At 68.2% G+C, this 24037-nt stretch carries 27 protein-coding genes and 1 tRNA gene; 26 read left to right on the forward strand and 2 right to left on the reverse strand.

What is annotated here, in order from left to right; all coding sequences use genetic code 11:
• Positions 1 to 46: 46 nt before the first annotated feature.
• The 5 genes from ACK4K7_RS06600 to ACK4K7_RS06620 all read left to right on the forward strand — a co-directional run bounded on the left by ACK4K7_RS06600 (position 47) and on the right by ACK4K7_RS06620 (position 3927).
• On the forward strand, positions 47 to 829 hold the full coding sequence (locus tag ACK4K7_RS06600; protein WP_431864530.1) for an NAD kinase: 783 nt from the start codon (positions 47 to 49) through the stop codon (positions 827 to 829).
• 75 nt (positions 830 to 904) lie between these two features.
• A tRNA-Asn gene (locus ACK4K7_RS06605) sits at positions 905 to 979 on the forward strand.
• A gap of 159 nt (positions 980 to 1138) precedes the next feature.
• Positions 1139 to 2383 (forward strand): tyrosine-type recombinase/integrase, encoded by a 1245-nt coding sequence (locus tag ACK4K7_RS06610; protein WP_431864531.1) that lies wholly within the window; start codon positions 1139 to 1141, stop codon positions 2381 to 2383.
• Positions 2384 to 2408: 25 nt separating this feature from the next.
• Positions 2409 to 3143, forward strand: a complete 735-nt coding sequence (locus ACK4K7_RS06615) for a hypothetical protein (protein ID WP_431864533.1) — start codon at positions 2409 to 2411, stop codon at positions 3141 to 3143.
• Positions 3144 to 3615: 472 nt separating this feature from the next.
• On the forward strand, positions 3616 to 3927 hold the full coding sequence (locus tag ACK4K7_RS06620; RefSeq protein WP_431864535.1) for a hypothetical protein: 312 nt from the start codon (positions 3616 to 3618) through the stop codon (positions 3925 to 3927).
• Position 3928: 1 nt separating this feature from the next.
• On the opposite strand, the gene ACK4K7_RS06625 is transcribed toward ACK4K7_RS06620, so the two are convergent.
• Both ACK4K7_RS06625 and ACK4K7_RS06630 read right to left on the reverse strand, forming a co-directional pair.
• The gene (locus ACK4K7_RS06625; RefSeq protein WP_431864536.1) at positions 3929 to 4966 is read right to left on the reverse strand and encodes a phage portal protein; all 1038 of its coding nucleotides are present in this window, start codon (positions 4964 to 4966) and stop codon (positions 3929 to 3931) included.
• Entirely contained in the window at positions 4966 to 6792 is a 1827-nt protein-coding gene (locus tag ACK4K7_RS06630; RefSeq protein WP_431864538.1) for a terminase large subunit domain-containing protein, read from the reverse strand. Before ACK4K7_RS06630 ends, ACK4K7_RS06625 begins: the two co-directional genes overlap by 1 nt.
• A gap of 192 nt (positions 6793 to 6984) precedes the next feature.
• Here ACK4K7_RS06630 and ACK4K7_RS06635 point away from each other — a divergent pair, with 192 nt between their 5' ends.
• The 21 genes from ACK4K7_RS06635 to ACK4K7_RS06735 all read left to right on the forward strand — a co-directional run bounded on the left by ACK4K7_RS06635 (position 6985) and on the right by ACK4K7_RS06735 (position 24024).
• Positions 6985 to 7875 carry a GPO family capsid scaffolding protein gene (locus tag ACK4K7_RS06635; RefSeq protein WP_431864539.1) on the forward strand — a complete coding sequence of 297 codons (891 nt, stop codon included), beginning with the start codon at positions 6985 to 6987 and terminating at the stop codon, positions 7873 to 7875.
• A 43-nt stretch (positions 7876 to 7918) separates the two neighbouring features.
• On the forward strand, positions 7919 to 9055 hold the full coding sequence (locus ACK4K7_RS06640; protein WP_431864540.1) for a phage major capsid protein, P2 family: 1137 nt from the start codon (positions 7919 to 7921) through the stop codon (positions 9053 to 9055).
• Positions 9055 to 9819 carry a phage terminase small subunit gene (gene gpM, locus ACK4K7_RS06645; RefSeq protein WP_431864541.1) on the forward strand — a complete coding sequence of 255 codons (765 nt, stop codon included), beginning with the start codon at positions 9055 to 9057 and terminating at the stop codon, positions 9817 to 9819. The genes ACK4K7_RS06640 and gpM overlap by 1 nt, the downstream gene beginning before the upstream one ends.
• A 2-nt stretch (positions 9820 to 9821) precedes the next feature.
• Positions 9822 to 10208: a hypothetical protein gene (locus ACK4K7_RS06650; RefSeq protein ID WP_431864542.1), complete on the forward strand. Its 387-nt coding sequence runs from the start codon at positions 9822 to 9824 to the stop codon at positions 10206 to 10208.
• Positions 10209 to 10351: 143 nt separating this feature from the next.
• Positions 10352 to 10837: a head completion/stabilization protein gene (locus ACK4K7_RS06655; RefSeq protein ID WP_431864544.1), complete on the forward strand. Its 486-nt coding sequence runs from the start codon at positions 10352 to 10354 to the stop codon at positions 10835 to 10837.
• A complete protein-coding gene (locus ACK4K7_RS06660) occupies positions 10834 to 11055 on the forward strand; it encodes a tail protein X (RefSeq protein WP_431864546.1) in 222 nt (73 codons plus the stop codon). Before ACK4K7_RS06655 ends, ACK4K7_RS06660 begins: the two co-directional genes overlap by 4 nt.
• A 4-nt stretch (positions 11056 to 11059) precedes the next feature.
• Positions 11060 to 11266, forward strand: a complete 207-nt coding sequence (locus ACK4K7_RS06665; RefSeq protein ID WP_431864547.1) for a hypothetical protein — start codon at positions 11060 to 11062, stop codon at positions 11264 to 11266.
• Positions 11250 to 11423, forward strand: a complete 174-nt coding sequence (locus ACK4K7_RS06670) for a hypothetical protein (protein ID WP_431864548.1) — start codon at positions 11250 to 11252, stop codon at positions 11421 to 11423. Before ACK4K7_RS06665 ends, ACK4K7_RS06670 begins: the two co-directional genes overlap by 17 nt.
• Before the next feature lie 182 nt (positions 11424 to 11605).
• On the forward strand, positions 11606 to 12145 hold the full coding sequence (locus tag ACK4K7_RS06675) for a glycoside hydrolase family 108 protein (RefSeq protein WP_431864603.1): 540 nt from the start codon (positions 11606 to 11608) through the stop codon (positions 12143 to 12145).
• Positions 12142 to 12636, forward strand: coding sequence for a phage tail protein (locus ACK4K7_RS06680; RefSeq protein WP_431864550.1), 495 nt, complete (start codon positions 12142 to 12144; stop codon positions 12634 to 12636). The genes ACK4K7_RS06675 and ACK4K7_RS06680 overlap by 4 nt, the downstream gene beginning before the upstream one ends.
• 12 nt (positions 12637 to 12648) lie before the next feature.
• The gene (locus tag ACK4K7_RS06685) at positions 12649 to 13332 is read left to right on the forward strand and encodes a phage virion morphogenesis protein (RefSeq protein ID WP_431864551.1); all 684 of its coding nucleotides are present in this window, start codon (positions 12649 to 12651) and stop codon (positions 13330 to 13332) included.
• Between the two features lie 56 nt (positions 13333 to 13388).
• On the forward strand, positions 13389 to 13838 hold the full coding sequence (locus tag ACK4K7_RS06690; protein WP_431864553.1) for a hypothetical protein: 450 nt from the start codon (positions 13389 to 13391) through the stop codon (positions 13836 to 13838).
• Between the two features lie 351 nt (positions 13839 to 14189).
• Positions 14190 to 15572, forward strand: coding sequence for an ISL3 family transposase (locus ACK4K7_RS06695; protein WP_431864555.1), 1383 nt, complete (start codon positions 14190 to 14192; stop codon positions 15570 to 15572).
• Between the two features lie 92 nt (positions 15573 to 15664).
• Positions 15665 to 16567 carry a baseplate assembly protein gene (locus ACK4K7_RS06700; RefSeq protein ID WP_431864556.1) on the forward strand — a complete coding sequence of 301 codons (903 nt, stop codon included), beginning with the start codon at positions 15665 to 15667 and terminating at the stop codon, positions 16565 to 16567.
• Positions 16557 to 17195: a phage tail protein I gene (locus ACK4K7_RS06705; protein ID WP_431864558.1), complete on the forward strand. Its 639-nt coding sequence runs from the start codon at positions 16557 to 16559 to the stop codon at positions 17193 to 17195. The genes ACK4K7_RS06700 and ACK4K7_RS06705 overlap by 11 nt, the downstream gene beginning before the upstream one ends.
• Before the next feature lie 3 nt (positions 17196 to 17198).
• The gene (locus tag ACK4K7_RS06710; RefSeq protein WP_431864559.1) at positions 17199 to 19088 is read left to right on the forward strand and encodes a hypothetical protein; all 1890 of its coding nucleotides are present in this window, start codon (positions 17199 to 17201) and stop codon (positions 19086 to 19088) included.
• Positions 19088 to 19585, forward strand: coding sequence for a hypothetical protein (locus ACK4K7_RS06715; RefSeq protein WP_431864561.1), 498 nt, complete (start codon positions 19088 to 19090; stop codon positions 19583 to 19585). Before ACK4K7_RS06710 ends, ACK4K7_RS06715 begins: the two co-directional genes overlap by 1 nt.
• 1 nt (position 19586) lies before the next feature.
• Positions 19587 to 21788, forward strand: a complete 2202-nt coding sequence (locus ACK4K7_RS06720) for a hypothetical protein (RefSeq protein ID WP_431864562.1) — start codon at positions 19587 to 19589, stop codon at positions 21786 to 21788.
• A gap of 135 nt (positions 21789 to 21923) precedes the next feature.
• Positions 21924 to 22505: a phage baseplate assembly protein V gene (locus tag ACK4K7_RS06725; protein ID WP_431864564.1), complete on the forward strand. Its 582-nt coding sequence runs from the start codon at positions 21924 to 21926 to the stop codon at positions 22503 to 22505.
• Positions 22505 to 22858, forward strand: coding sequence for a GPW/gp25 family protein (locus ACK4K7_RS06730; RefSeq protein ID WP_431864566.1), 354 nt, complete (start codon positions 22505 to 22507; stop codon positions 22856 to 22858). Before ACK4K7_RS06725 ends, ACK4K7_RS06730 begins: the two co-directional genes overlap by 1 nt.
• Positions 22858 to 24024: a phage tail sheath subtilisin-like domain-containing protein gene (locus ACK4K7_RS06735; protein WP_431864568.1), complete on the forward strand. Its 1167-nt coding sequence runs from the start codon at positions 22858 to 22860 to the stop codon at positions 24022 to 24024. The genes ACK4K7_RS06730 and ACK4K7_RS06735 overlap by 1 nt, the downstream gene beginning before the upstream one ends.
• The last annotated feature ends 13 nt before the right edge of the window (positions 24025 to 24037 follow it).

Consider the following 24037-nt stretch of genomic DNA (forward strand, 5'->3'; position numbering starts at 1 on the left):
ACGGCACAAGCTTGCGGAGCCCCGCGCCGCGCCCTAGCAGGGGCCGATGGGAGGAAACGGGCACGGGCCGATGGCGCTGGTCGCCTCGAACGCCGAATCCGCGCAGGCGGCCGAAGCGATGCTCCGCGCGCGCTACGACTTCGTCGCGCCGGAGGATGCGGAGCTGATCGTGGCGCTGGGCGGCGACGGCTTCCTCCTCCATACCCTCCACCAGATGCTGCGGCAGGGCACGATCGCGCCGGTCTTCGGGATGAACCGCGGCACGGTCGGCTTCCTGATGAACGAATGGCGGATCGACGGCCTGGCGGAGCGGGTCGCGCGCGCCAAGCGCTTCTCGGTCGCCCCGCTCGAAATGCACGCCACCTGCGTCTCGGGCACCACAGTCGTCCATCCCGCCATCAACGAAGTGTCGCTGCTGCGCGAAACGCGCCAGACCGCCTGGATCGAAGTGTCGGTGAACGGCCGCGTCGTCCTTCCCGAACTGATCTGCGACGGGGTGCTGGTGGCGACGCCGGCCGGCTCCACCGCCTACAATCTGTCGGCCAACGGCCCGATCCTTCCACTCGGATCGAAGCTCGTCGCGCTGACGCCGATCAGCCCGTTCCGGCCCCGGCGCTGGCGCGGCGCGCTGGTGCCGGACGATCTCAAGGTCGGTTTCCGGGTCCTCGATCCGCTGAAGCGCCCGGTCTCCGCCGTCGCCGACCAGCACGAAGTGCGCGAGGTCGCGACCGTGGAAGTGTGCGTCGACCGCAGCCGCGCGCTCACCTTGCTGTTCGATCCCGAACATGCCCTGGACGAGCGGATCGCGATGGAACAGTTCGCCGCCTGAAAAAATGCGGCGCGCGGCGCTTGCCAGCCGCGAAAAGGGACTGCTATAGGCGCCCCTGCCTTGGCAAGAGGCTGCTCCCCGGTAGCTCAGCGGTAGAGCAACCGGCTGTTAACCGGTTGGTCGATGGTTCGAATCCGTCCCGGGGAGCCACTCTCCTTTCTCACAAGTTCCCAGACAATCCCACGAAGCCTTGCTTTGTAGCGGTGAACGGCGCATTTCCGTGCCCTGCAGTTCCCGGTAATTCTCACGAGAGCGCGCGCACGAAGGGGGCACTTTGGGGGGCATCATCTATCGGGCTGGGGGCATCGGGTGCTGACCGAGGTCGCCTGCAGGGCCGCGAAGAAGGCGGAGAAAGATTACAAGCTCTTCGACACGGGTGGGCTCTACCTATACGTGACGAAGACCGGCTTTCGAAGCTGGCGGTGGAAATACCGGCTGGCGGGGAAGGAGAAGCGCCTCGTCCTCGGCTCCTATCCGGAGATCAGCCTGAAGCGGGCGCGCGAGCTGCGGGAGGATGCGGCCCGGCGCCTGCGCGCCGGCGAGGATCCGGCGGCGAAGGCGAATGCCCCCTCAAGTGCCCCGACCTTCGAAGCGCTCGCCCGGCGCTGGCACGAGATGCAGACGCCGCTCTGGAAGCCGAAGCATGCGGCGGCGGTGCTGGACAGCCTGGTGACGGACGTCTTCCCCGCGATCGGCACGGTGCCAGTCGACCAGGTGCGACCTTCCCAGGTGCGCGAGCTGCTGACGGCGGTGCAGGCGCGCGGCGCGACCGAGGCGGCGCACCGCATCCGCGGGCGGATCTCGGCCATCTTCGGCCTGGCGATCGCGGAGGAGCTGGCGGAGATCGATCCGGCCGCGGCGATCGGCGCCGTCCTGAAACCGATCCGCAAGGGCCGCATGCCGGCGCTGACGAAGCTCGAGGAGGCCCGCGCCTTCCTGAAGGCCGTGGAGGCGGCGCCGGCGCACCCGGTTACGAAGCTGGCCTCCCGGCTCCTGGCGCTCACTGCGGTGCGGCCGGGAATCATCCGCTTCACGCCGCGCGTCGCCGAGTTCCAGGACCTGGACGGCGAGCAGCCGCTTTGGCTGGTGCCGGCGGAGCGGATGAAGCTCGAGCTGGAGGAGAGCGAGCAGTCCGCCTTCGATCATCTGGTCCCACTGCCGCCGCAGGCAGTCGACGTGATCCAGGTGGCGCAGCGCCTCGCCGGCCGGGGCCCTTGGCTGTTCCCGGGTGTCCGGCACGCTCACCGGCCGATCAGCGAGAATGCGATCGGCTTTCTCTACAAGCGGATGACGGAGTTCCGGGGGCGCCACGTTCCCCACGGCTGGCGGTCGACCTTCTCGTCGATCATGAACGAACGTGCGGCGATGAGCGGACGCGACGGCGACGCCGACGTGATCGAGCTGATGCTGGCGCACAAGGTCGCCGGCGTGCGCGGGATCTACAACAGGGCGGCCTATATGGACCGGCGCCGCGAGCTCACGGTGGAATGGGCGGACATGCTGCTGAAAGGCTTTCCGCCGGCCGAGGCGCTGCTGGACGGGCCGCGGCGGTAGCCGGCCGGCGCACGGATCGCCGGGCATGAGCGCGCGCGCAATCGGCGAGTTGGTCGCCGGCGCCGCGCCGACGAAGGCACGGCGCACGTTCCAGCCGGTGAGGCGCAACAGCTATCACAGGCACGAGCGCGAGCACCGGATCTGGCATCCGATCGGTTCATCGAAAACGGACGCGCGCCGCTTCATGGGCGCACTCATCAAGGCGGCCGAGATCTTCGACGATCAGACGAAGAAGCCCGGCGACCGGATGGGCGCGATCGGCCTCACCGGGCTGAAGGTCCTCAAGACCTTGTGCCGCATTGTCTGCTACAGGACCGGGCGGCTCGAGCCCTCGATCGCGTGGATCCAGGCACAGACGAAGCTCGCCCGCGGTACGGTCGTACGTGCCCTCGCCCGCCTGAAGGAGCACGGCTTCCTGGACTGGCTGCGCCGCACGGAGCCGCTCGATAACGACGGCGCCGGCCCCCAGGTGCGCCAGATCACCAACGCCTACTGGTTCGCGCTGCGAGGCACGGCGCTGGCGATCGTGAAGCGACTGATGGGCAAGAAGCCGCCCCTGCCCGGGTGCGAGGAGCACCGGAGGCATGCGGCCGCGGCGGAGACGGAGGCGATGCTCGACGGGGTGTCGGCCGAGGAGCAGGCCCGGTTCATCGCCGGCGCCGGCACGACGGGAGACGTCCTCGCGGCGCTCGGCCGCGCGCTTGAAAGGAGCGCGAGTTCAAACAAGAGCCAGAATCCGGCCGAAGAGGGAAGGATATGAGGACGCGCTACGCGCGGCGCTGTTTGATCGGCTGGTGACCGTCCCCTCCCCATGATGTCCTTCTCCCAGGGCGGCGCGAACGCGACCGCTGCAGCGCCGGCTTGCGCCGGCGCGGGCTCACCGTGGGGTGAGCGGGGCAAGAAGCGCGCCATCTTTCCGGCCAACCAAGTGGCCTGCAGCGAGGCCGCCAGCTGCATCAAAACGCATCTCGCAAATTCCCCGAAATGGCGGTACTCTCCCCTCGGGGACGCGACGTCTCCTAATCTGCATCAAAACCGACACATAAAGTGCGCGGGCGAGGCGGGGGGAAAAGCGCCCGCGGCGGGGGTGCAGCTCTGCTCGGGCCGGTCCCGGCGGTCGACGGTCTCGCTCGACGCCCGGCCGGGGCGGCGGGGCCGCGCAGGGAAGGCGCGCAGGCGGTCCCGGCCGCGGCGAGGCTGTCAGCCCGCGCGGGCGCTGCTATCTAGCCTGGATGAGCTCGCGAGACGCCGACGATCACCCACGAGGCATCAACGCCCACGTGGCCGAGTCCTGGATCAATCGGTTTCGTTTGGTGGCTGCCTGCAGCGACGATCAGGCCGAGGCGGTCTACATCCTGCTCCTCGACACAGCGGCGAGGGTGGCGATGCCGGAAGGACCGTTCCTCGAAGCCGGCTATCGCGCGCTTACCGAGGGCGCCAGCGTGGAGGAGCTCGGCGATCAGCTCGAGGCTTATCTCGGCTCGCGACTGGCAGGCTCGATCGACTTCGACGAATGGCGCCGCCGCGCCCAGTCGCCTTCCTAGGTCACGCCGCGGCCGCCGCGCGCCGTTCGCGCACGCGGTATCGCACCACGTCCTCGCCGGCCTGTTCGTTGATGTCGCCGGCGATCGCGGCCTGCAGCGGTTCGATCTCGAGCTCGAAGAACATGTCGGTGGCGTCGGCCGGATTGCCGAAGCCGCCCTGGTTCTGCGGCACGATGCCCAGCAGCTGCGGCGGCACCCGGTGCGCGGCCAGAACGTCGTCGCGGGTGGTGTTCTTGATGCCGAGGAACTCGTCCTTCGCCGCCACCTCGCCGATCGGCGTCAGCTTGATCCCGCCTTCCTTGCCGCCCGCGGTCGGCGCGTGGAGGAAGAGGTTCTTGAAATTGCCGACGCCCTTCGAATTCTTCAGCGCCTCGCGCAAATTGTCGATGTCGCCTTCGTCGAAATCACCCATCGCCGACAGGATGAAGCCGGCATGCGTGCCGTTCAGATAATAGCGGCGCCGGAACAGCGTCGCCGATTCGTTCAGCAATGCGGACTGCAGCGCCGAGATATATTCGGGCACGCCGTAGATTTCCTGGTTCACGTCCGGCTGCATCGCCTGGATCACGCTGCCCGGCTCCAGCTCCTCCTCGTTCCGGTGCCCGCGCGGGATCCACCACCAGCGCCCCGCTTCCAGGCCCCGGCGCACATATTTCGCCAGCAGATGGTCGTAGCGCAGCGTGCCGCCGATCATGTTCCGCCGGCGCTGCAGATAGGCCATGCCGAAGACCTGATAGTCCTGGACGAACGCGCCGAACGCCTTCGCGCTCAGCCGCGGGTGGGGCAGGAAGGAAGCGACCAGCAGGTTGCGCTTCAGGATGATCGCCGAGCTGTGGTGCGGCGACACGCGGAACGCCCGCGCGAGCCCGTCCAGCGCGATCGGCGGCTCGTACCAGCGGCCGTTATGGACGCATTCGATGAGGTCGAGCAGCTCGCGCCGGTTCAGCACCTCCTCCGGATCGCCGAAGGTGAAGCATTCGACGCCGGCGGGCTTGCGCCCCTCGTCGGATAGCGCGCCGAAGGCGGGCAACTGGTCCATCACAGGATCTCCATTCGGGCTTTCGGCTTGGCCTTGCCGTCCAGCGGTTCGTTGATGAGGATTTGCATGATCGCCCAGGCGAGGTCGGCGTGGCCGTCCTCGCGCGATCGGCCGGCCTTGAACGTCATCGCGCGGCCGCTCTGGGTCAGCGCCTTCTTGATCGACAGGAAGGCGGAGGCGATGTCGATATTGCCGGCATCCCATGCGATGCGGCCGCGGCGCACCACGTTCTGCGCCTTCATCACCATCTGCGCCTTCGCCTCCAGCGAATATTCGATCTTGGTGACGGTCGGGAAGAATTTGCGGACCAGCTGATAGACGCCGCTGCCCAAGCCCGGCGTCGCGTCCACCGCGAAATAGGTGCAGTTGAACCGCTTCAGGATCGCTTCGATGAACGTGGACTGCTGCTCGAAGTCCAGGCCGCGCAGCAGGTGCCTCTCCAGCACGCGGAACTTGCCGCCGATCTCGGCCGGCGGCGCGGCGATCACCAGGGCGCCGTTGTCGCCGTCCTCGCTGTCCTGCGGGTCATAGGCCGCCCAAACCGCCTTGTTGCCGAACGGCCGCGCCGATTCCGGGTTGAAATCCTCCCATTCGACCAGGCTGTCGCAGCCGCAGGCGATGAGGTCGTTGAACTTGAACGCCGACAGGCTGTCGTCGACGAACTGGCACATCAACAGATTGGCGAATTCGTCCGGCGCATATTCGTCGCGCAGCTCCTCGATGTCGAAGAGATCGCAGCCGCCAGCCTCGGCGTCCTCGATCGTGACGATGTGGCGCCAGGCGCGATCGGGGCCGACCGCCCCGTCCTTCAGCGCCGCGTGGCTGACGTCGAACTCGACCCGGTCCGCCTTCTTCCGGCGCCGGTTGCGGCGCTCGCCGGTCCAGTAGGGATAAGCCTCGTGCGCGACGGTCGACGGCGTGGAGAAATAGGTCTTCCGCCACTTCTTGTGCATCGCCATGCCGCTGGCGACCTTGTTCAGCTGCTCGAAGCCGTAGACCCAGAAGAATTCGTCGAAATAGAAATTGCCGTGATAGCCCTGCGCGGTCCTCGCGTTGGTGCCCAGGAAGTGGAGCTCGGCCGCGGGCTCCCCTTCCGAGATCAGATCGCTGGTGAGGACGATCGGATCGCCGGTCAGGTCGACGCCCACCCGCTTGGCGAACTGGATGATGTAGTTGCGGAAGACGTGCGCCTGCGCCTTCGACGCCGACAGGAAGATCTGGTTGCGGCCGGTCACCACCGCGTCGATCAGCGCCTCGCGCGCGAAATACCACGTCGCACCGATCTGGCGCGACTTCAGGATCCAGCGGGTGCGCAGCGAGGAGCTGTCGAGCCACGTCTCTTGATATTTGAACAGCTCGGATTCGAAGATCCGGCGCAGCTCGGCGACCTGTTCCGCGGTGAAATGGTTCTTGCGGGCCTTCTTCTTCGGGCCGGCGTTGCGGTTCGCCACCTTGTCGTTGAGATCGCCCTCATGGCCGCCCGGTGCCTCGTAGCGGCGGATCTTCGCCAGCGATTCCACCTGCCGGCGCAGCGCGTCCGCCACCTTGAAATCGTGGCCGGTCCAGCTCTCCGCCCGGTCGATCATCGCCATCAGCTTGACTTCGAGGCAGTCCTCGAGCTTGCGGATCGACGGCGCCTCGTCCCACTTGTGGCGCTGCTTCCAGGCTTCGACGGTCGGCCGCTTGAGCCCCAGCTCCTCGGCGATCTGCGTCACGCCCCAACCGCGCCAGTAGAGGCTTCGCGCCTGGCGGTACGGATCGGCCGACTGGGCCGCGTCAAGCGGCCCCGCGGGCTTGGGAAGGCGAGGTTGGGCGAGGATCGACATCGCCGGCGACGCTAACCGCCCGCCCTCCCCTCTTTTCAGAGCCCTGCCCTGTAGAGTGGCACTCTACAGCGGCCGCGCGTTGCGCCGGATCGCTCCGCAATGGCCTTTTGGCGCCGTCGATTTGCGGCGGCGCGCTCGGTTTTCCCCCTGGCCGGGCCGCCGCCAACCCGAACCCAGGAGCCGGCCACCGCCATGCCCAAGACGAAATTCTTCCGCGTCGCCGTCGAAGGCGCCACCGCTACCGATGGCCGCAAGGTCGAGCGCCAGATGATCGAGGACGCGGTCTCGATGTTCAATCGCGACACCTACGGTCCGCGCATCAACATGGAACATATCCGCGGCTTCACCGCGGACGGCCCCTTCAAGGCCTATGGCGACGTGCTGGCCGTCAAGCACGAAGAGGTGGAGCTGCAGATCGACGGCAAGCCGGAAAAGCGGCTCGCCCTCTTCGCCCAGTTCGACGTCACCGACGAGCTGATCGAGATCAACCGCAACCGGCAGAAGATCTACACCAGCTGCGAATTCGCGCCGAACTTCGGCGGCACCACCAAGTTCGGCCTGGCCGGCATCGGCGTCACGGACAGCCCCGCGTCGCTGGGCACCGAAGCGCTGGCTTTCTCGGCGCTGAAGCCGATGTTCGACGGCCGCAAGCTCAATCCGGCGAATTTCTTCACCGCGGCCGAGGAAGGCACGCTCGAGCTCGACGCCGAGGCTTCGGAACCGGGCTGGATCACGAAGCTGAGCGGGGTGCTCGACACGTTCGCCACCAAGTTCGGCGGCACCACTCCGACTCCGACGCCGACGCCCACGCCCACGCCCACGCCTACCCCGACGCCGACGCCCACTCCGCCGGCGCCCGCCAACGACAATGCCGCGCTCGCCGCCTTCGCGACCGAGGTCCGGACCGCCATCCAGGACGGGATCAAGGCCTATGCCGAAGCGAGCGAGGCTCAGCTGTCGTCGCTCCGCACCGAGGTCACCGGCCTGAAGACCAAGCTCGAGGCGACGGAAGCGCCGGGCAGCTTCAGCCGCTCCCCCGCCACCGGCGGCAACGGCTCGAAGTTCGTCACGATCGACTGCTGATCGCCGCCGCCAACCCCGCCCCTCCGCCTTCTAGGAACCGGACATGCACGAAGATACCGTCCTCGCCTTCACCAACTATGTCGAGCAGACCGCAAAGCTGAACGGCGTCACCCCTGGCGCGGTTACCTCGCGCAAGTTCACCGTCGCGCCGGCGGTCGAGCAGAAGCTCGAAGAGCGGATGAAGGAATCCAGCGAGTTCCTCAGCCGCATCAACATCATCCCGGTTCTCGCCCAGGAAGGCGACAAGGTCGGCATCTCGGTCAACCGCCCGCTCGCGGGCCGCACCAACACCGCCGCCGGCACCCGCCGCACGCCGACCGATCCGACCAGCACCGGCGATCTCGGCCGCTATCGCTGCGAGCAGACCAATTTCGACCATGCGCTGCGCTATGCGAAGCTGGACGCCTGGCGTCACCGGCCGGAATTTCCGAACCTCATCTCGAGCGCGATTCTGAAGCAGCAGGGCCGCGACCGGATCATGATCGGCTGGAACGGCGTCGAGGTCGCGGCGCAGACCAACCTCGAAGCAAATCCGCTGCTGCAGGACGTCAACAAGGGCTGGCTCTTCAAGATCCGCACCTTCGCGCCGGAGCGGGTGCTCGACGACGGCGCCCTCACCGGCGATCCGGAAGCGGAAGGCCATGTGAAGGCGATCTACGTCGCGGACGGCGTCGAGATCTACAATCCGGCTGCCAACGACGGTGCCGGCAACGCCGACACCGCGCGCGCCGACTACGTCAATCTCGACGCGCTTGCCGTCGATGCCATCAACCTGCTCGACGAATGGCACCGGGACGATACCGACCTGGTGGTGATCGTCGGCCGGGATCTCGTCGACGACAAATATTTCCCGATCATCAACAAGGCGGCGAACACGCCGACCGAGGTCGAAGCGCGCGATCGCATCCTGGCCTCCGCCAAGCAGATCGGCGGCAAGCCGGCCGTGCGCGTCCCCTTCTTCCCGGCCAACGCGATGCTGATCACCAGCCTCGACAACCTGTCCATCTACGCCCAGGAAGGCACTCGCCGGCGCATGGTGAAGGACGAGCCGGAGCTCGACCAGGTCTCGAACTACGAGAGCGTCAACGAAAGCTACGTGGTCGAGGAATATGGCCGCTGCGCCCTCGTCGAGAACATCCGCATGGCTCCCAAGCCGGCCGCGCCGGAACCTGAAGCCTGATGAGCCTCGCGCGCCGCCATCGTGAGCGCGTCCTCGCCGCCCGCCATGCCGGAGCCGACGCTCCGGCCGGCGGCGCGGCGTCGGCGTCTCCGGGCGCGCCGGCGCGCAGCGCGGCCGACGTCGCGGCCGCGCAGGTCGGGCTTCGCCTCGCCCACGATCTGAGGCGCCTGAAGCAGATCCAATCGCTCGAGCGCAAGATCGAGGCGAAGCGGACGATGCTGCCCGAATACGGCCCCTGGATCGAAGGCCTTCTCGCCGCCGGCAAGCCCGGCGACCAGGTCGGCGCGTCCGCCGAGGTCCTGCCCACCATCATGACGTGGCGGATCGATGTCGGCGACTATGAAGGCGCGATGCCGCTCGTGCGCCACGTGCTTCGCCACGGCATCGCCATGCCGCCGCGCTTCCAGCGCCAGGCGCCCGTCCTCATCGTCGAGGAGATGGCGGAAGCGGCCCTGAAGCTGCTCGCCCGCGGCGAAGACTTCCCCCTCCACGTCCTGGAGGAGCTCGAGCTGCGCATCGAGGACGTCGACATGCCCGACGAGGTCCGCGCCAAGCTGATGAAGGCGATCGGTCTCGCTTACGACCGGCGCGGCGCCGACGCCGCCGCTCGGGAGGAAGATGCCGACGCCCTTGCCGACGCCTGCAGGGCGCTGGTCGCCTTCAAACGCGCCGAGCAGCTCCACGACCGGGTGGGGGTGAAGGACCGCATCCGCAAGATCGAACGCGCCCAGGCCAAGGCGGCCGCGGCCGAGACGGAGGAGTGACCATGCGCCTGATCCGATCCACCCTGTTTGCCGTTCTTCTGGTCGCGCCGCTCGCCGCCTGCATGCCCGCGGCTCCGCCCGGCATGCCGCCGCCGATCGACGCCGCGGCCGACTTCGACGCGGTCGAACGGTCGGTCGGGCTGGCCGGCGCCGCGATCGACACGGCCGAGGCGATCGGCGTCCTCGATCCGGACCGCGCGGCCACGGCCCGCTTTCTGGTCGACGCCGCCGGCGTCCTGGTCGGCCGCGCGGCCGAGGCACGCCGCGCCGGCGATGTCGCCGGCGCCGCCGCGGCCGCCGCGCTCGCGCTCGGCCACCTTGCCAATGCCCGCAACCTGCTCGCCGCCGATCCCGACCCACACGATGGTGCGCGCACCGCGCCGCACTGATCCCGATTCCCGCCGTCCGCGGCGGGCACCATCTCGCCCCCCGGCGCCCGGGGGCGGAAACGGCGAAAGGCCGGCTTCGTGCCGTCTCCGATCGTCCGCTTCCCCACCCCCGGAAATGCCGGCGGGGCGAACCGGAGTTTTCCATGTCGTCGATCGTCATCCCCCCTCCCGTCCTGGTCGCGCCGGTCCCGGCTGAAGGCGGTGAGCAGATCGAGTTCGACGGCTTCTTCCCGCCGGTCGATCCCGCGTTGGTCCGCGCCGAACAGCGGATCGACGACAATGTCACTGCCGGCCGGCTGCGCGCCGCGATCGTGGCCGCGATGCTGACGATCGACAACGACGTCCGCGCCTGGCGCGCGCGCCACCAGGCCGCCGGTCACGCGACGCTGGCCGACGTGCCCGCGCCGGTGATCGCCGGCGAAAGCCGCAACGTCCTCCTCTATCGCCGCGCGATCGGCTGCCTCGCCAAGGCGGAGATCATCGAGCGCTATCGCGACTTCGATCAGACCGGCGCCGGCCAGCGCGACGTCGCGGAGCTCAGCTCCGCGATCGGCGAGCTGCGCCGCGACGGCCGCCACGCCATCCGCGATCTTCTCGGCAAGCCGCGCACCATGGTGGAGCTGATATGAGCGCCGCCGAAAGCGACCTGTTCGCGCGTCAGGGCGATACGCTGGACGCCCTGATCTGGCGGGAGCGCGGCCTCGGCGCCGACGACATCGCCGGCGTGCTGGACGCCAATCCGGGCCTCGCCGCGCTCGGCGCCGTCCTTCCGGTCGGCACCCGGGTGCACGCGCCGCCGCGCCCGCGCGCGGCGCCCGTGCACGATCTCATCAAGCTTTGGGACTGACGCCATGGATGCCAACGCCATCATCACCGGGATCTTCCAGGGCGGGCCGGTCGCCGTCGCCTGCTATCTGCTGCTGCAGCACATCAAGGCCGCGGCGGCCGATCGCCTGTCCTATGACAAGGAACGGCTCGAAACCGACAAGAGGATCGCCTCCGCCCTCACCGCCCTCGCCATCTTCATTACGGGAAAGCCCGATGGTCACGAAAGCTGAAGAGCGCCCCGACGTCGCCGGCGCCGCCGATCGTCTGCTGAAGGCCTGCGCCGGCGCGGCCTGCCGGTTCATCCTGCCGCCGCCGGCCGGCGCCGCCGGCATCGCCCGGATCTACCAGGACGCCGCCGCGGCCGAACGAACGGAGAAACGCAAATGAGCCTGCAGCAGCGCATCAGCGACGTCTTCGAAACGGTCCGGCCCTGGCTGGATACCGTCAAGTTCAACGACAATAGCCGCATCGCATCGCTCAACGCGCGCCTGGCGGCGCTCGTCGCCGCGGCCGGCACCGGCGGCGCGGCGAACGACAACCGGCCGGACGACGCGCCACCTTCGCTGGCCATCCGAACGACCGACGTCGCTCGGCTGATCGACGAAGTGATCAGGCGCGAAGGCGGCTATGTGAATCATCCGCACGACAAGGGCGGAGAGACGAACTGGGGCATCACCGTCGCGATCGCCAGGGCGAACGGCTTCGGCGGCCCGATGCGGGATCTCCCCCGCGCGACCGCGGCCGAGATCTACCGCCGCGAATATTGGCTGCAGCCGGGCTTCGACAAGGTGGCGGCGATCTACCCTCGCGTGGGCGCCGAGCTGTTCGACACCGGCATCAACATGGGACAGAAGACCGCCGCCGAATTCCTGCAGCGCGTGATGAACGCGCTCGACCCGCGCGACATCGATGTCGACGGCCGCATCGGCACGCAGACGCTTGACGCCCTGGCGGCCTTCAGGCGCCAGCGCGGTGCCGCCGGCGAGAAGGTGCTGGTGGCCGCGCTCGATTGCCTGCAGGGCGAGCGCTACATCCGCCTCGTCGAACGGCGCGCGCAGAACCGCAGCTTCCTGTTCGGGTGGATCGCTCACCGCATCGGCCAGGCATGAACAAGCACAAGTCGCTGAAGCAGCTCCTCCACGGCGCGATCCCCGGCATCGCCGCCAATCCGGAAAAGCTGCAGATGTTCGTCGACGAAGGCGGGCCGATCACGCAACCGTCGCCCAGCCTCTATTTCGAGCAGCGCTACAGACTCAATATCGTGCTGCTGGAATTCACGGGCGATCTCAATCTGGTCTTCGTGCCGCTGCTGGCATGGATCCACGCCCATCAGCCCGACCTGATCGAACGGCGCGATCGCGGCGGCAAGCCGTTCGAATGGAAGGCCGACGTGCTGGACGGCGATGCCTTCGACCTGTCGATCGACATCGAGCTCAGCGAGCGCGTGAAGGTGGAGCGCCGCCCGAACGGCGGCTTCGAGGTCACCTATCTGCCGGAGCCCGAGCGCGAGGATCCGTTCGGCGGACCCCATCCCTGGACCCTGTTCGGCCGCGACATCGTCGCCGGCAGCGAGGAGCGGCTTCATGGACCGGAAGTCTGATCGGAGCGGGCGATGAGCGGGGCGGTCGACTCGCTCGAGGAGCTCGAGCAGATCGCCGGCAAGATGATCGCGAAGCTGGATTCCGGCGAGCGCCGGAAGCTGCTCCGGCGAATGGCGCGCGACGTGCAGACGTCGCAGGGCGCCCGCATCGGCGCGCAGCAGTCGCCGGATGGCGCGCGCTACGCGCCGCGCCGGCCCGGCAAGCCGCCCGTCCCGGGCGGCTATGCGGTGAGCTTCCTCTATCCGAAGGGCGCGGCCGAACCGCGCAAGGTCATCATGAAGTCCTGGGTCCGCGAAGGGCCGCTCATGACCGGCTACGACATCGAGGCTGGCGGCATCCGCAGCTTCTTCTGGGACAAGGTGGCGAAGTGGCTGCCGGTCCCTCCCGAGCACCGCAACGCTGGCGGCGGCGCCTTCCGCCGCAAGGGGCGTATCCGGCGGCAGGCGATGTTCCGCCGCATCCGCTCGCGCCGTTTCCTCCTCACCGGCGCGTCCGATCGGGAAGCCTGGATCGGCTTCGCCGGCCGGGTCGCTCAGATCGCCCGCATCCACCAGGAAGGCGGCACGGACCGCCCGTCGCAGGGCGGCCCCTCGGTCCGCTATCCCCGCCGCGAACTGCTCGGCCTCTCCGAGGCGGAGCGCACGCGCATGCTGGACAGCCTGCTCGATCATCGGCTATTCGGATTTGAGTGTTGAAAACACGAAACCATGTGCTACTCCTATTTCGGATTAGCGTGTGGAAAGGAATGGCAATGGAGCAGGCGCTCAAAGAGGCGATCGTTGGCCCCGGAGATCCCGAAGAGAATGCGGCAACGATGGGCCGGCTTGGCTGGCTGACAGCCCTGATCACCGACTTGAAGAACAATCCCGCCGCTATGGCCGCGCTCAGCGAAGAAGACCCTGGTGCCCACTTTGAGGCCATGCAGGAGATCGATGAGATGATCCGCGATGTCCGCGCTGTGCTTGAAGGCGAGAGAAGGCTTCAAGGGAGGGGAGTGATGTCCGGTTCTCACTTCACCCATGACAGTGTGGTCGAACAGATGGATGCAGCGACGCTCAGGATTGTCGTGCTCGAAGAGGCGGCCGTCGCGGCGGAAGCTTTGGACCGGTCGGGACGCGAGTGGGTTCCGGACAGTCTCTGGGCGAACATGAAGGCAGACACCGCCCGCGCGATCCGGGCGCTGGCAAGCAAGGAGGCCTGAGCGATGAGTAAGCCCTGCTTTGGGGACGTTCCGTCTGTTCACGCGGTTTATGGCGAGCCCTGCAACAATTGTTCGCGATGGCAAGATGGTTCCTGGTGCGAGATGCGCCACCGGCAGAAGGACGTTGCCGTAGTGAGGGGCCACATCCCCGAGTTGACCGTGCGCCGTGTCGGCGGCTGCCCCGATCACCTTCCTAAGGAGGGCGTTTGGTGGCACGAAGACCCGCCCAAGCGCCACCAGAGCGGCTACGGCGGGTCTTCGACGAACATCCTGTTCTGAGACTCCACATCTTAATCCGACCCGTGCATCACGCGCGGGATGCCTAACTCTCTCCACCTGGCGGACTGGACCGTGATCAAAAGCGAGATCGTAGACGAGGCTCTGCACGTCAGCGCCTCCTACGACGTTCAGCCCGACAGCTGCCCCGCCTGCGGCGTCGTCGGCCAGCTCTACCGTCACGCTAAGCAGCGGCAGCCCTTCCGGGACGCACCCGCGTTCGGCCGTCAGGTGGTGATCTTCGTCACCCGCCAGCGCTGGCGTTGTCGGGAGTGCGGCACCACCTTCTCGCAGCCGCTGCCCGACATGGACGAGCGGCGGAAGATGACGATCCGCTGCCGCGAATACATCGCCGCCCAGGCGCTGCTGAAGCCGAACACGCACGTCGCCGAAGACGTGGGCGTTCATGAGAAGGTCGTGCGCCAGATCGGCGCGGAGAACGCCGAGAAGCTGGTTACCAAGCACGAGGCTGGCCTGAAGGCGCCGCGCATCCTTGGGATCGACGAGCTCGGGCTCGGCGGTCAGATGCGGGCGATCTTCGTCAACATTGAGGACAGCTGGCCGATCGAGCTGCTGACCACCCGATGGGAGAAGCCGGTCCTCAACTTCCTGCTCAACCTGCGGGACCGCGACAAGGTGGAGGTGGTCACCACCGACATGTGGAAGCCGTACCGGAAGGCAGTCCGCTACGCGATGCCGCAGGCGGTCCTGATCGTCGATAAGTGGCACGTCCAGCGCATGGCCAATGACGTGATGGAGGTCGCCCGCCGGGTCTACCAGGGCGGCGCCGGCATCTCCAAGGAGACGCGGAAGCAGCTGAAGAAGGGCCGGAGCATCTTCCTCAAGCGGCCCTATGTCCTCAGCGAGCGGCAGCTGCTCGACCTCGACGGCTGGCTCAAGAACACGCCCGAGCTGCGCGGCGCCTACGAGACCAAGGAGGCGTTCATGAAGATCTGGGACAACAGGACCGCCGACGAGGCCAAGGCCGCGCTCGACGCTTGGAAGGCCTCGATCCCGGTCCACCTCCAGCGCCTCTTCAGGCCGGTGGTGACCGCCACCCGCAACTGGGAGGATGAGATCCTCAACTACTTCAGGACGGGCCGCCAGTGGACCAACGCCGCGACCGAAGGCCGCAACCGCGTCATCAAGATGACCAACCGCCTCGGCGCCGGCTACGCCTTCGAGAACATCCGCGCCCGTGCTCTGTTCGGCAAGCGGCCTGGCCGTGTGAAGAAGGAGCGCGAGGCCGCTCGACTGATCGCCCTGCGCACCTGCGCCAGCTGCAAAGCCCTGTTCGATCCGCTGCCCAATGCGCCCCACATCAAGGCCGCTCCGAAGCGCAAGAGGTTCCGGCAGCCGGTCCCCGATCCGCTCGTCCTGTGCTCCGACTGCCACGAGCTTTTCAACACGGATGACGTGGTCACTCACGGTTCGCTTTCCACAGCGAAATCCGAATAGCCCGATCATCTCGGCTGAAGGCGGCGCTGTAGAGTCGCTCTCTACAGGGCCGCTCCATGGCGCGGCGGCGCGAAGCCCGCCGATGTGGGGCGATGCCCGAATATGTCTCCAGCTCGACCGCGGTGGATCTGTCGCGCCTCCCCGCGCCGGCGGTGGTCGAGCAGTTGTCGTTCGAGCAGATCTATGCGGCCGGCCTCGCCCGCCTGCTCGAGCTGAAGCCGGACTTCGACGCCACCGTCGAATCCGATCCCGCCGTGAAGCTGCTCCAGGTCTTCGCCTATCGCGAGCTGCTGCTGCGCCAGGAGGCGAACGACCGGCTGCGCCAGGTCATGGTCGCCTACGCCACCGGCTCCAACCTCGATCAGCTCGGCGCCCTGTTCGGCGTCGCGCGCCTCGTCGTTCGCCCCGCCGATCCGCAGGCCGGCATCGAGGAGCAGCTGGAGACGGACGAATCGCTGCGCGAGCGGATCGTGCTGGCGCCGGAAAGCTATTCGGTCGCCGGACCCGAGCTCGCCTATATCTTCCACGCCAAGACCGCGCACCCGGCGGTGCTCGACGCGAGCTGCGTTTCGCCGGCGCCGGGCGAAGTGGTGGTGTCCGTCCTCTCCCGCCACGGCGACGGCGCCGCCCCGCCGGAGGTCCTCGGCGCCGTCGAGGCGCGGGTGAATGCGCGCGACGTCCGCCCGCTCACCGATCACGTCACCGTCCAGTCGGCCGAGATCATCCCCTTCGCGATCAAGGCGTCCATCCACACCTTCACCGGCCCGGACGTCACCGTCGTCGCGGCCGAGGCGCGCCGCCGGCTCGAGGCCTATATCGACGAAAGCCGCAAGCTCGGCCGCGACGTCACCATCTCCAGCATCGACGCCGCCCTCACCGCCCCCGGCGTCCAGCGGGTCGAGCGCGAGACGCCGCTTGCCCATATCGTCTGCTCGCCCTTCCAGGCCGCGCATTGCACGTCGATCGAGATCGAGCATGGCGGCTATGAGGACTGACCGCTCGCTCCTTCCGCCGAACGCGCGGCCGCTTGAGCGCGCGCTCGAGGCCGCCGGCGCCCGCATCGGCGCGGTGCCGATCGCGCCGGAGCAGCTCTGGGATCCCATGGCATGCCCGATCGAGCTCCTGCCCTGGCTTGCCTGGGCGCTGTCGATCGACCGCTGGGAGACGTCCTGGAGCGAGCCGCGCAAGCGCCAGGCGGTCGCGGTCGCGATCGAGCTGCAGCGCCACAAGGGAACGCCGGCCTCGATCGAGGCGGTGCTCGCCAGCTTCGACGAGCTGCTGCGGATCGTCGAGTGGTTCGAAACGACGCCGCGCGGCGCGCCGCATACCTTCGAAGTCATCCTGCCGATCGGCGGCGAAGGCGGCGAGCGCACCACCTCGGCCTTCGCCGAGGCGATCGTGCGCGACGTCATCCGCTACAAGCCGGCGCGCTCCCACTTCCGCCTCGTCCAGTCGCTGCGCGGCGCCCGCGGCATCGGCGCGATCGGCGCCGCCCGCGCCCTCGGCTTCGTCCGGGCCGAAGCGACGGCCGCCCATGATCCGGACGCCGCCTGGGACCGATACCTGCAGACCGAAACGGGAGAGCCGCTGCGCGCGTCGCAGGGCGGTTTCCTGGAGGAATAGACCATGTCCCCTCTCCCTCCCCTCCCGATCGTCCTCACCGATGCCGGCCTCGCCGCCATGGTCGACCAGCAGACCGGCGGCACCAAAGCGGTCCGCATCGCCGGCCTCGGCCTCACCGACCAGGACTTCGACGCCGCGCGTACGCTCGTCGCGCTGCCGGGCGAGTTCCGCCGGCTCGACCAGGTCGCCGGCATGGCGGTCGACGCGCGCACCATCCATCTCACCGCCCGCGATCTCGACGAGGGCGCCTATACGGTGCGCGGCTTCGGCCTCTTCCTGGAAGACGGGACGCTGTTCGGCGCCTATTGCCACCCGGCGCCCATCTTCCAAAAGGCCGGCGTCGCCGCTTTCCTGTTCGCGCAGGACATCCGCTTCTTCGCCGGCGAGGCCGATCTCATCCAGTTCGGCGACGCGAACTTCGCCTATCCACCGGCGACGATCGAACGCAAGGGCATCGCGGAGATCGCCACCCAGGCCGAAGTGGATGCCGGCGCGGACGAAGAGCGATTCGTGGTACCGAAGACGCTCGCCACCCGCCTGGCGGCTTTGCTGGCCGCGATCGCCCAGATCCTCACCAGCTACATTCCCCTCACGCAGCGCGGCGCGGCCAACGGCGTGGCGACACTCGATGGCAATGCTCGCGTCCCGCTGGGCCAGCTCCCGGCGCTGGACTTCATCCCGATGGCGCAGCGCGGCGCCAACAATGGCGTGGCAACGCTCGACGCCGGCGGCAAGGTGCCCACAGCGCAGCTCCCGTCGATCGCGATCACCGAACCGTTCGTGGTGGCGAACCAGGCGGCGATGCTGGCGCTCAATGCACAGACCGGTGATGTCGCGATCCGCACCGACATCCAGCGCAACTTCATCCTCGCCGCTGCGCCGGCGACGACGCTCGATAACTGGGTACAGCTCGCCATGGCCGACGCGCCGGTGACCAGCGTCAACAACAAGACCGGCAATGTCGCCCTCAATTCGGCCGACATCGGCGCCATCCCCACCACGCAACGCGGCGCCGCCAACGGCGTGGCCTCGCTGGACGGCAACACCAGGGTGCCCGTCGCGCAGATCCCGGCGCTCGACTATGTGCCGACCGCGCAGCGCGGCGCCGCCAACGGCGTGGCCTCGCTGGACGGCAGCACGAGGGTGCCCGTCGCCCAGATCCCACCGCTCGACTACGTCCCGACCGCGCAGCGCGGCGCCGCCAACGGCGTGGCCTCGCTCGACGGCAACACCCGAGTGCCGCTCGCCCAGATCCCGCCGCTCGATTATGTCCCGACCGCGCAGCGCGGTGCGGCCAACGGCGTGGCGACCCTCGGCGCCGACTCCCGCGTCCCCGCCATCCAGCTCCCGCCGCTCGACTACATACCCCTCGCGCAGCGCGGCGTCGCCAATGGCGTGGCGACGCTCGGGCCGGACGCGCTCGTTCCCGCCGGCCAGCTCCCCGCCTCCGTTCCGCCGACCCGCTCCGTCACCGGCGCCGGCCTGGCGACCGGCGGCGGAGCCCTCGACGCCGATCGAGTCATCACCGTCACCGCGGCGACGCCGACGGAAGTCGCTGCGGGCGCCTCCCAGGACAAGGCGATCACGCCCTATGCGCTGAAGCAGGCCTGGACCTATTTCGGCACCGCCCAGAACGGCGGCATGTACCACCCCAACGGCCTCCTCGAGCTCTGGGCGACCGTCTACCTGCAGGCGAGCCAGCAGACGTCGGTGGTGCTGCCGATCGCGCTTCAGACCGTGCTCTCCGATCTCATCTCCGGCCGCACGGCCGGCATCTACAACAGCGGCCTCGATCACCCGATGATCATCTCGATCTCCGGACCGACCGTCACCATCGGCAATCCCAATGCCGAGCCGATCGACGCCCGCATCCGCTTGCTGGGGGTCCCCTGATGCACGATTTTCTGTTCAGCCCGTCGACCGGCGGCTTCTATCTCGCCGGCGTTTCGGCCGCCGTTCCGGAAGACGCGGCGCCGGTTAGCGCGCGGCGTTACGAGGCGCTGATGAAGGCGCAGTCGCAGGGGCGCACGATCGGCGCCGGCCGGCACGGCCGGCCGGTCATTCTGCCTCGTGCTCGCTCGCGCCTCGCCGAGCTGCGCGCGCTAGCGATCGATAGGGTAAAGCGGGAGGCTGGCCGCCGCATCCTCGCCGTCGCCCCTATCTGGCGCCAAGCCAATGACAATGCCGCCATTGCCGAGGCGGCGCTGCAGTTCGCGCTCCAGGATCCGGAAGCCCCGGGCAGCACGGTCGACTTCGTGCCGGCGCTGGAGCGCCGGCGCGCGATCGACGCTTTGAGGGCGGCATCTGACGCCCTCGAGGCGACAGTTGCCGCAATGGACCGGGCTGCACTCGCCAACTTTCAACCCTCCCTCGACGAGCACTGGAGCTGACATGGCACGGATCATCGATCTTCCTCTGGTCCCGGAGCTCAGCGGCACCGAGCGTGTGCTGATCGCCGAGAGCGATGGGACCACGAGAACAGCTCCCACGGTCTCGTTGCTCGAGCCGCATATGCAGACGATCCTCGCAGCCCGTGACCTGGCGCAGCTGGCGGCTCTGGCTGGAGACAACGTCTTTTCTACTCCGGAGGCTGGGGCGGCCGCGACCCCCGACGACAAGCCTTGGTGGGTCGAGCGCGGCGACGGTCTTGAACTGTTCCGTAAGGTGGGTGGATCGATTGTGCCGGTCCCCAACGTCCTCGACGCTCAGCGGGTGAGCTTCGGCGTAGGAGGCAGTGTCGCGACGGCTCTAGAAGCCCGTCCGACCTCCTCGGTGCTAGGGTCGCCTGCCGGCGCCCTTGAGATCGGATACGGGTCGCGGACCGCCAAGGCCAAGCTCGACGAGGTATACGTCACCCCCGCGGATTTCCGCACCGTCTTGGACATCGACGACACGAACAGTTTCGCTTTGTTTTTGGTTCACAAGGGATACGGCCGCATCCCGAGCCGCGAGACGCCGTATTCGATCAGCGGGAACATCGTCGTCAACGGCGCGGCAATCGAGATCATCCAAGACCCGGATGCTCTAATCGTCGCACCCAACCTGACGGGGCACTGGTTCAATTTCATTGGCGGGGCCGTCAGGTGGGAAAATCCCGCCTGCGAAGGCTGGGAAACCGAGGCGCAATTCGCCGCTTCTATCTCGGCGGCGGCAGCGGCCTCGGCTCCCGCGCTGCCGAACATCGACACTCACACCTGGTCGGCCATGCGCTTCTCGGTCTGCCGAGCCGTGTTGATCAATCCGCGCGGCTTGCGGAGCGCCGGCGGCGGCGGCCTTCGCTGCTTCGCCTCGTTCGTTAACTGCCCGCTGCCCTACGTCAGCGGCGGGTCGGTCACCGGCTTCATGTCGGCTGATAACAACAATTCGATTGCCGCTCTCGCCCAGTATGCGAGCGCCATCCGAGTGCAGGCTGGGAACGGTGCAACGATTGAGAATTTCTGGGCCTACCAAGTCGGCTCGCAGGTTCTTGCTCATTCCACGCCGACCAATGGCAAGATCATTGGCGGCGGCTCGCGCTATGCCAAGGACAATGGTGTATACGTATCCAGCGGTCTCGGCTGGCTGGTCACGGGATTTTCTCACTCCGACACGGCCAAGGGATACGGCGTAAAAACACGCGGCTCCCTCAACGTCATCAGCAACGGCACCATAACCAACACCCATAATGGCGTAAGTCAAACAGGGATGGGTCAAGTTCTCGATGCAAAGGGCGCCAACGGCTACGGAAACGCCTGCATCGGCGTGAAGGTGGACGGATATGTCGGTCACGCCTTCAGCTTCAGCCACATCGAAGGTCAGGGCGAAAACGAGCTCTTGCTGTTCCAGCGCGATCATACATTCGCGAACTGCTCGATGTCGAACAAAACCGGGGGTGCCGAGTTCGCCGCCGTTCGCGCGATCTATGTCGGCGGGGGCTGTACGATCAGCAACATTGTCATCGATGGCTTTTCCTCTGCAAGCGCGGCAAGTGGCGAAGCCTTCCTCGTAGGCGGGCAGGTCGGGGCTTCGTTGACCGGGCTGTCAATCAGCGGCGTTCATTTCCGGAACGTGTCCAATGTGCTCCGCTGCATGAACCTTTATTATGTCACCCGGCCCAAGGTGTCGGACGTGACCGCTGAAAACGCTGTCACTCGCCTCATCCAGCTGTCCGCGGCGGTCGATGGTGAGTACCGCGCTCTTTCGCATCCCACCGGGCAGGCCCTTTTTGCTGCTACTGGTTCGGGCACCACTGGCGGCTCTGTTGCCAACTGCACAGGCACGTTCGGCATCCCGGCTGCGATAGCTGATACGATGACGTTCCTGCCGGGGACCAACACGAGCGGTCGCCGCTCTGTCCTCCCTGACGCGGTCGCGACTTATGATCCTCCAGCCATTGCCGCCGGTGGTGTCGACGCCATCCAGACGATCTCGGTCCCGGGCGCGGCATTGGGCGATGCTGTCGTCTTTCGTTCATTCACGCGAGACATGCAGGGGCTGGAACTCCATGCCTGGGTGTCTGCCGTCGACACGGTGAGCTACCAGTTTCGGAACCCCACGGCAGCGGCCGTCAACCTGCTGAGTGGAAACGTTCGAGTGCGGGTGTCGAAAGCCTAGAGGCGCGCTCCCGAACCCGTACTCCACCTCGCCCGCCGCTCCGGCGCTCCCGACGCCTATCGCCCGCCTGTAGAGAAGCACTCTACAGCGGCCGTACCGCGCGAGCCCGCGCGCTTGCCGCCATTGTCGGCGCTCATGAGCGATCCCGCCGACATCCAGCGCCTGATCGGCGACATGCAGCGACTCGGCACCGTCGAGAGCGTTGATCATGCGCGCCGCACCTGCCGCCTCCGGATCGGCGATCTCGTGACCGGCGACGTCCCGTTCGGCCCCGCGCGTGCCGGCCGTACGTCGGTCTGGTCGCCGCCCAGCGTGGGCGAGCAGCGCCTCGTCTTCAGCCCGGAGGGCGACAGCGCTCGCGCGCTGCTCGGCCCCGCTTTCTATTCGGACGCCAATCCGGCGCCGGCGGACGGCGAGGATCAGGACCTGGTCCGGTTCGGGGACGGTGGCACCCTGTCCTACGACGCCGCCGCCGGCGCGCTCGCGATCGAGCTTCCCGCCGGCGCCACCGTGCGGATCGTCGCCCCGGGAGGCGTCACGATCGAGGCGACGGACGGCGGCTTCGATCTGAAGGGCGACGTTCGGATCGACGGAGACGTCCAGGTGACGGGCAAGGGCGACTTCGACGGCGACGTCGTCGGCGCCGGCATCAGCCTCGAGACGCATGTCCATGCCGGCGTGACAGCCGGCGCCGCGAAGACCGGGGCGCCCGAGTGATGCGCGGCATGGATGCGGAGACCGGCAAGCCGATCGAGGGCGAGGCGCATCTGCGCCAGTCGATCGGCGACATCCTGACGACGCCGGTCGGCACCCGCGTGGCCCGCCGCGACTACGGCTCCGAACTGCCGCGGCTGCTGGCGCAGCCGATGAACGCCGCCGGCCGGCTTCGCCTGTTCGCCGCCACCGCCATCGCGATCGCCCGCTGGGAGCCGCGCTTCCGCCTTCGAGCCGTCGCCTTGGCCGCAACCGCGGCCGGAGCCTTCACGCTCGATCTCGACGGCGATCGGCTCGACATCCCCGGCGGCCCGCGCCGCACCCGTCTCAACGTCCCCGTTCCGAGGAGCGCATAATGCCCGACGTCTATCATCACGGCATCACCGTCACCGAAATCAACGAAGGCCTCGCGCGCGCCATCCGCACGGTCGCGACTTCGGTCATCGGCCTGGTCGTAACCGCGCCGGCGGCGAGCGCCGCCTTGTTCCCGCTCGATCGGCCGGTCCTAGTGACCGACGTCGACGCTGCCGCGGAAGCGGTCGGCGCCGCCGGCACCGCCCGGGTGTCGCTCCGCGCGATCGCCGACCAGGTCCGCACGCCCGTCGTCATGGTGCGCGTGGCGCCCGGCGCCGACGCGGAGGCGACCAGCGCCGCCGTGATCGGCGGCACCGTCGACGGCAAGAAGACCGGCATGCAGGCGCTGCTCGCCGCCCAGGCGCAGCTCGGGGTGCGCCCGCGCATTCTCGGTTGCCCCGGCCTCGACACCGAGGAAGTGACGACCGCGCTCGCGATCGTGGCGAAGCGGCTGCGCGGCATGGCTTATGCCTACGCCTTGGGCGACGACATCCCGGCCGCCATCCTCTATCGCGGCGGCTTCGCCGCCCGTGAGCTGATGCTGCTCCGCCCGGACTTCCTCGCCTTCGACGGCAATGCGGCCGCGCCCAGCTACGCCGTCGCCCGCGCGCTCGGCCTCCGCGCCCGCATCGACAAGGAAATCGGCTGGCACAAGACGATCTCCAACGTCGCCGTGGACGGCGTCGTCGGCCTCACCGAGGACATCCAGTGGGACCTGCAGGATCCCGATACCGAGGCCGGCCTGCTGAACGCGGCCGACATCACCACGCTCATCCACGACGACGGCTATCGCTTCTGGGGCAGCCGCACCTGCTCCGACGATCCGCTCTTCGCCTTCGAAAGCGCGGTCCGCACCGCGCAGGTCCTCGCCGACACCATGGCCGAAGGCACCAAGTGGATGGCGGACAAGCCGCTCCACCCGGGCCTGATGCGGGACGGCGCCGAGTCGGTGAACGAGAAGCTTCGCCAGATGAAGCGCGACGGGCTGATCCTGGGCGGCCGCTGCTGGTTCGACGCCGACGCCAATCCGCCCGCCCAGCTCGCCGCGGGCAAGGCGTCGCTCGACTATGACTACACGCCGGTCCCCCCGCTCGAGCACCTCAACCTCCGCCAGCGGATCACCGACCGCTACTTCCTGGACTTCGGCCGCGCCGTCGCCGCCGGCTGAAGCCCCATCCGCC

Source organism: Allosphingosinicella sp. (assembly GCF_046295735.1).
Taxonomy (GTDB): domain Bacteria; phylum Pseudomonadota; class Alphaproteobacteria; order Sphingomonadales; family Sphingomonadaceae; genus Allosphingosinicella.

Bases quoted from the DNA above. Each gene is read 5' to 3' on its own strand.
- ACK4K7_RS06600 (WP_431864530.1), top strand. From the start codon at position 47: ATGGGAGGAAACGGGCACGGGCCGATGGCGCTGGTCGCCTCGAACGCC.
- ACK4K7_RS06615 (WP_431864533.1), top strand. From the start codon at position 2,409: ATGAGCGCGCGCGCAATCGGCGAGTTGGTCGCCGGCGCCGCGCCGACG.
- ACK4K7_RS06620 (WP_431864535.1), top strand. From the start codon at position 3,616: ATGAGCTCGCGAGACGCCGACGATCACCCACGAGGCATCAACGCCCAC.
- ACK4K7_RS06625 (WP_431864536.1), bottom strand. From the start codon at position 4,966: ATGGACCAGTTGCCCGCCTTCGGCGCGCTATCCGACGAGGGGCGCAAG.
- ACK4K7_RS06630 (WP_431864538.1), bottom strand. From the start codon at position 6,792: ATGTCGATCCTCGCCCAACCTCGCCTTCCCAAGCCCGCGGGGCCGCTT.
- ACK4K7_RS06635 (WP_431864539.1), top strand. From the start codon at position 6,985: ATGCCCAAGACGAAATTCTTCCGCGTCGCCGTCGAAGGCGCCACCGCT.
- ACK4K7_RS06640 (WP_431864540.1), top strand. From the start codon at position 7,919: ATGCACGAAGATACCGTCCTCGCCTTCACCAACTATGTCGAGCAGACC.
- gpM (WP_431864541.1), top strand. From the start codon at position 9,055: ATGAGCCTCGCGCGCCGCCATCGTGAGCGCGTCCTCGCCGCCCGCCAT.
- ACK4K7_RS06650 (WP_431864542.1), top strand. From the start codon at position 9,822: ATGCGCCTGATCCGATCCACCCTGTTTGCCGTTCTTCTGGTCGCGCCG.
- ACK4K7_RS06655 (WP_431864544.1), top strand. From the start codon at position 10,352: ATGTCGTCGATCGTCATCCCCCCTCCCGTCCTGGTCGCGCCGGTCCCG.
- ACK4K7_RS06660 (WP_431864546.1), top strand. From the start codon at position 10,834: ATGAGCGCCGCCGAAAGCGACCTGTTCGCGCGTCAGGGCGATACGCTG.
- ACK4K7_RS06665 (WP_431864547.1), top strand. From the start codon at position 11,060: ATGGATGCCAACGCCATCATCACCGGGATCTTCCAGGGCGGGCCGGTC.
- ACK4K7_RS06670 (WP_431864548.1), top strand. From the start codon at position 11,250: ATGGTCACGAAAGCTGAAGAGCGCCCCGACGTCGCCGGCGCCGCCGAT.
- ACK4K7_RS06680 (WP_431864550.1), top strand. From the start codon at position 12,142: ATGAACAAGCACAAGTCGCTGAAGCAGCTCCTCCACGGCGCGATCCCC.
- ACK4K7_RS06685 (WP_431864551.1), top strand. From the start codon at position 12,649: ATGAGCGGGGCGGTCGACTCGCTCGAGGAGCTCGAGCAGATCGCCGGC.
- ACK4K7_RS06690 (WP_431864553.1), top strand. From the start codon at position 13,389: ATGGAGCAGGCGCTCAAAGAGGCGATCGTTGGCCCCGGAGATCCCGAA.
- ACK4K7_RS06700 (WP_431864556.1), top strand. From the start codon at position 15,665: ATGCCCGAATATGTCTCCAGCTCGACCGCGGTGGATCTGTCGCGCCTC.
- ACK4K7_RS06705 (WP_431864558.1), top strand. From the start codon at position 16,557: ATGAGGACTGACCGCTCGCTCCTTCCGCCGAACGCGCGGCCGCTTGAG.
- ACK4K7_RS06710 (WP_431864559.1), top strand. From the start codon at position 17,199: ATGTCCCCTCTCCCTCCCCTCCCGATCGTCCTCACCGATGCCGGCCTC.
- ACK4K7_RS06715 (WP_431864561.1), top strand. From the start codon at position 19,088: ATGCACGATTTTCTGTTCAGCCCGTCGACCGGCGGCTTCTATCTCGCC.
- ACK4K7_RS06720 (WP_431864562.1), top strand. From the start codon at position 19,587: ATGGCACGGATCATCGATCTTCCTCTGGTCCCGGAGCTCAGCGGCACC.
- ACK4K7_RS06725 (WP_431864564.1), top strand. From the start codon at position 21,924: ATGAGCGATCCCGCCGACATCCAGCGCCTGATCGGCGACATGCAGCGA.
- ACK4K7_RS06730 (WP_431864566.1), top strand. From the start codon at position 22,505: ATGCGCGGCATGGATGCGGAGACCGGCAAGCCGATCGAGGGCGAGGCG.
- ACK4K7_RS06735 (WP_431864568.1), top strand. From the start codon at position 22,858: ATGCCCGACGTCTATCATCACGGCATCACCGTCACCGAAATCAACGAA.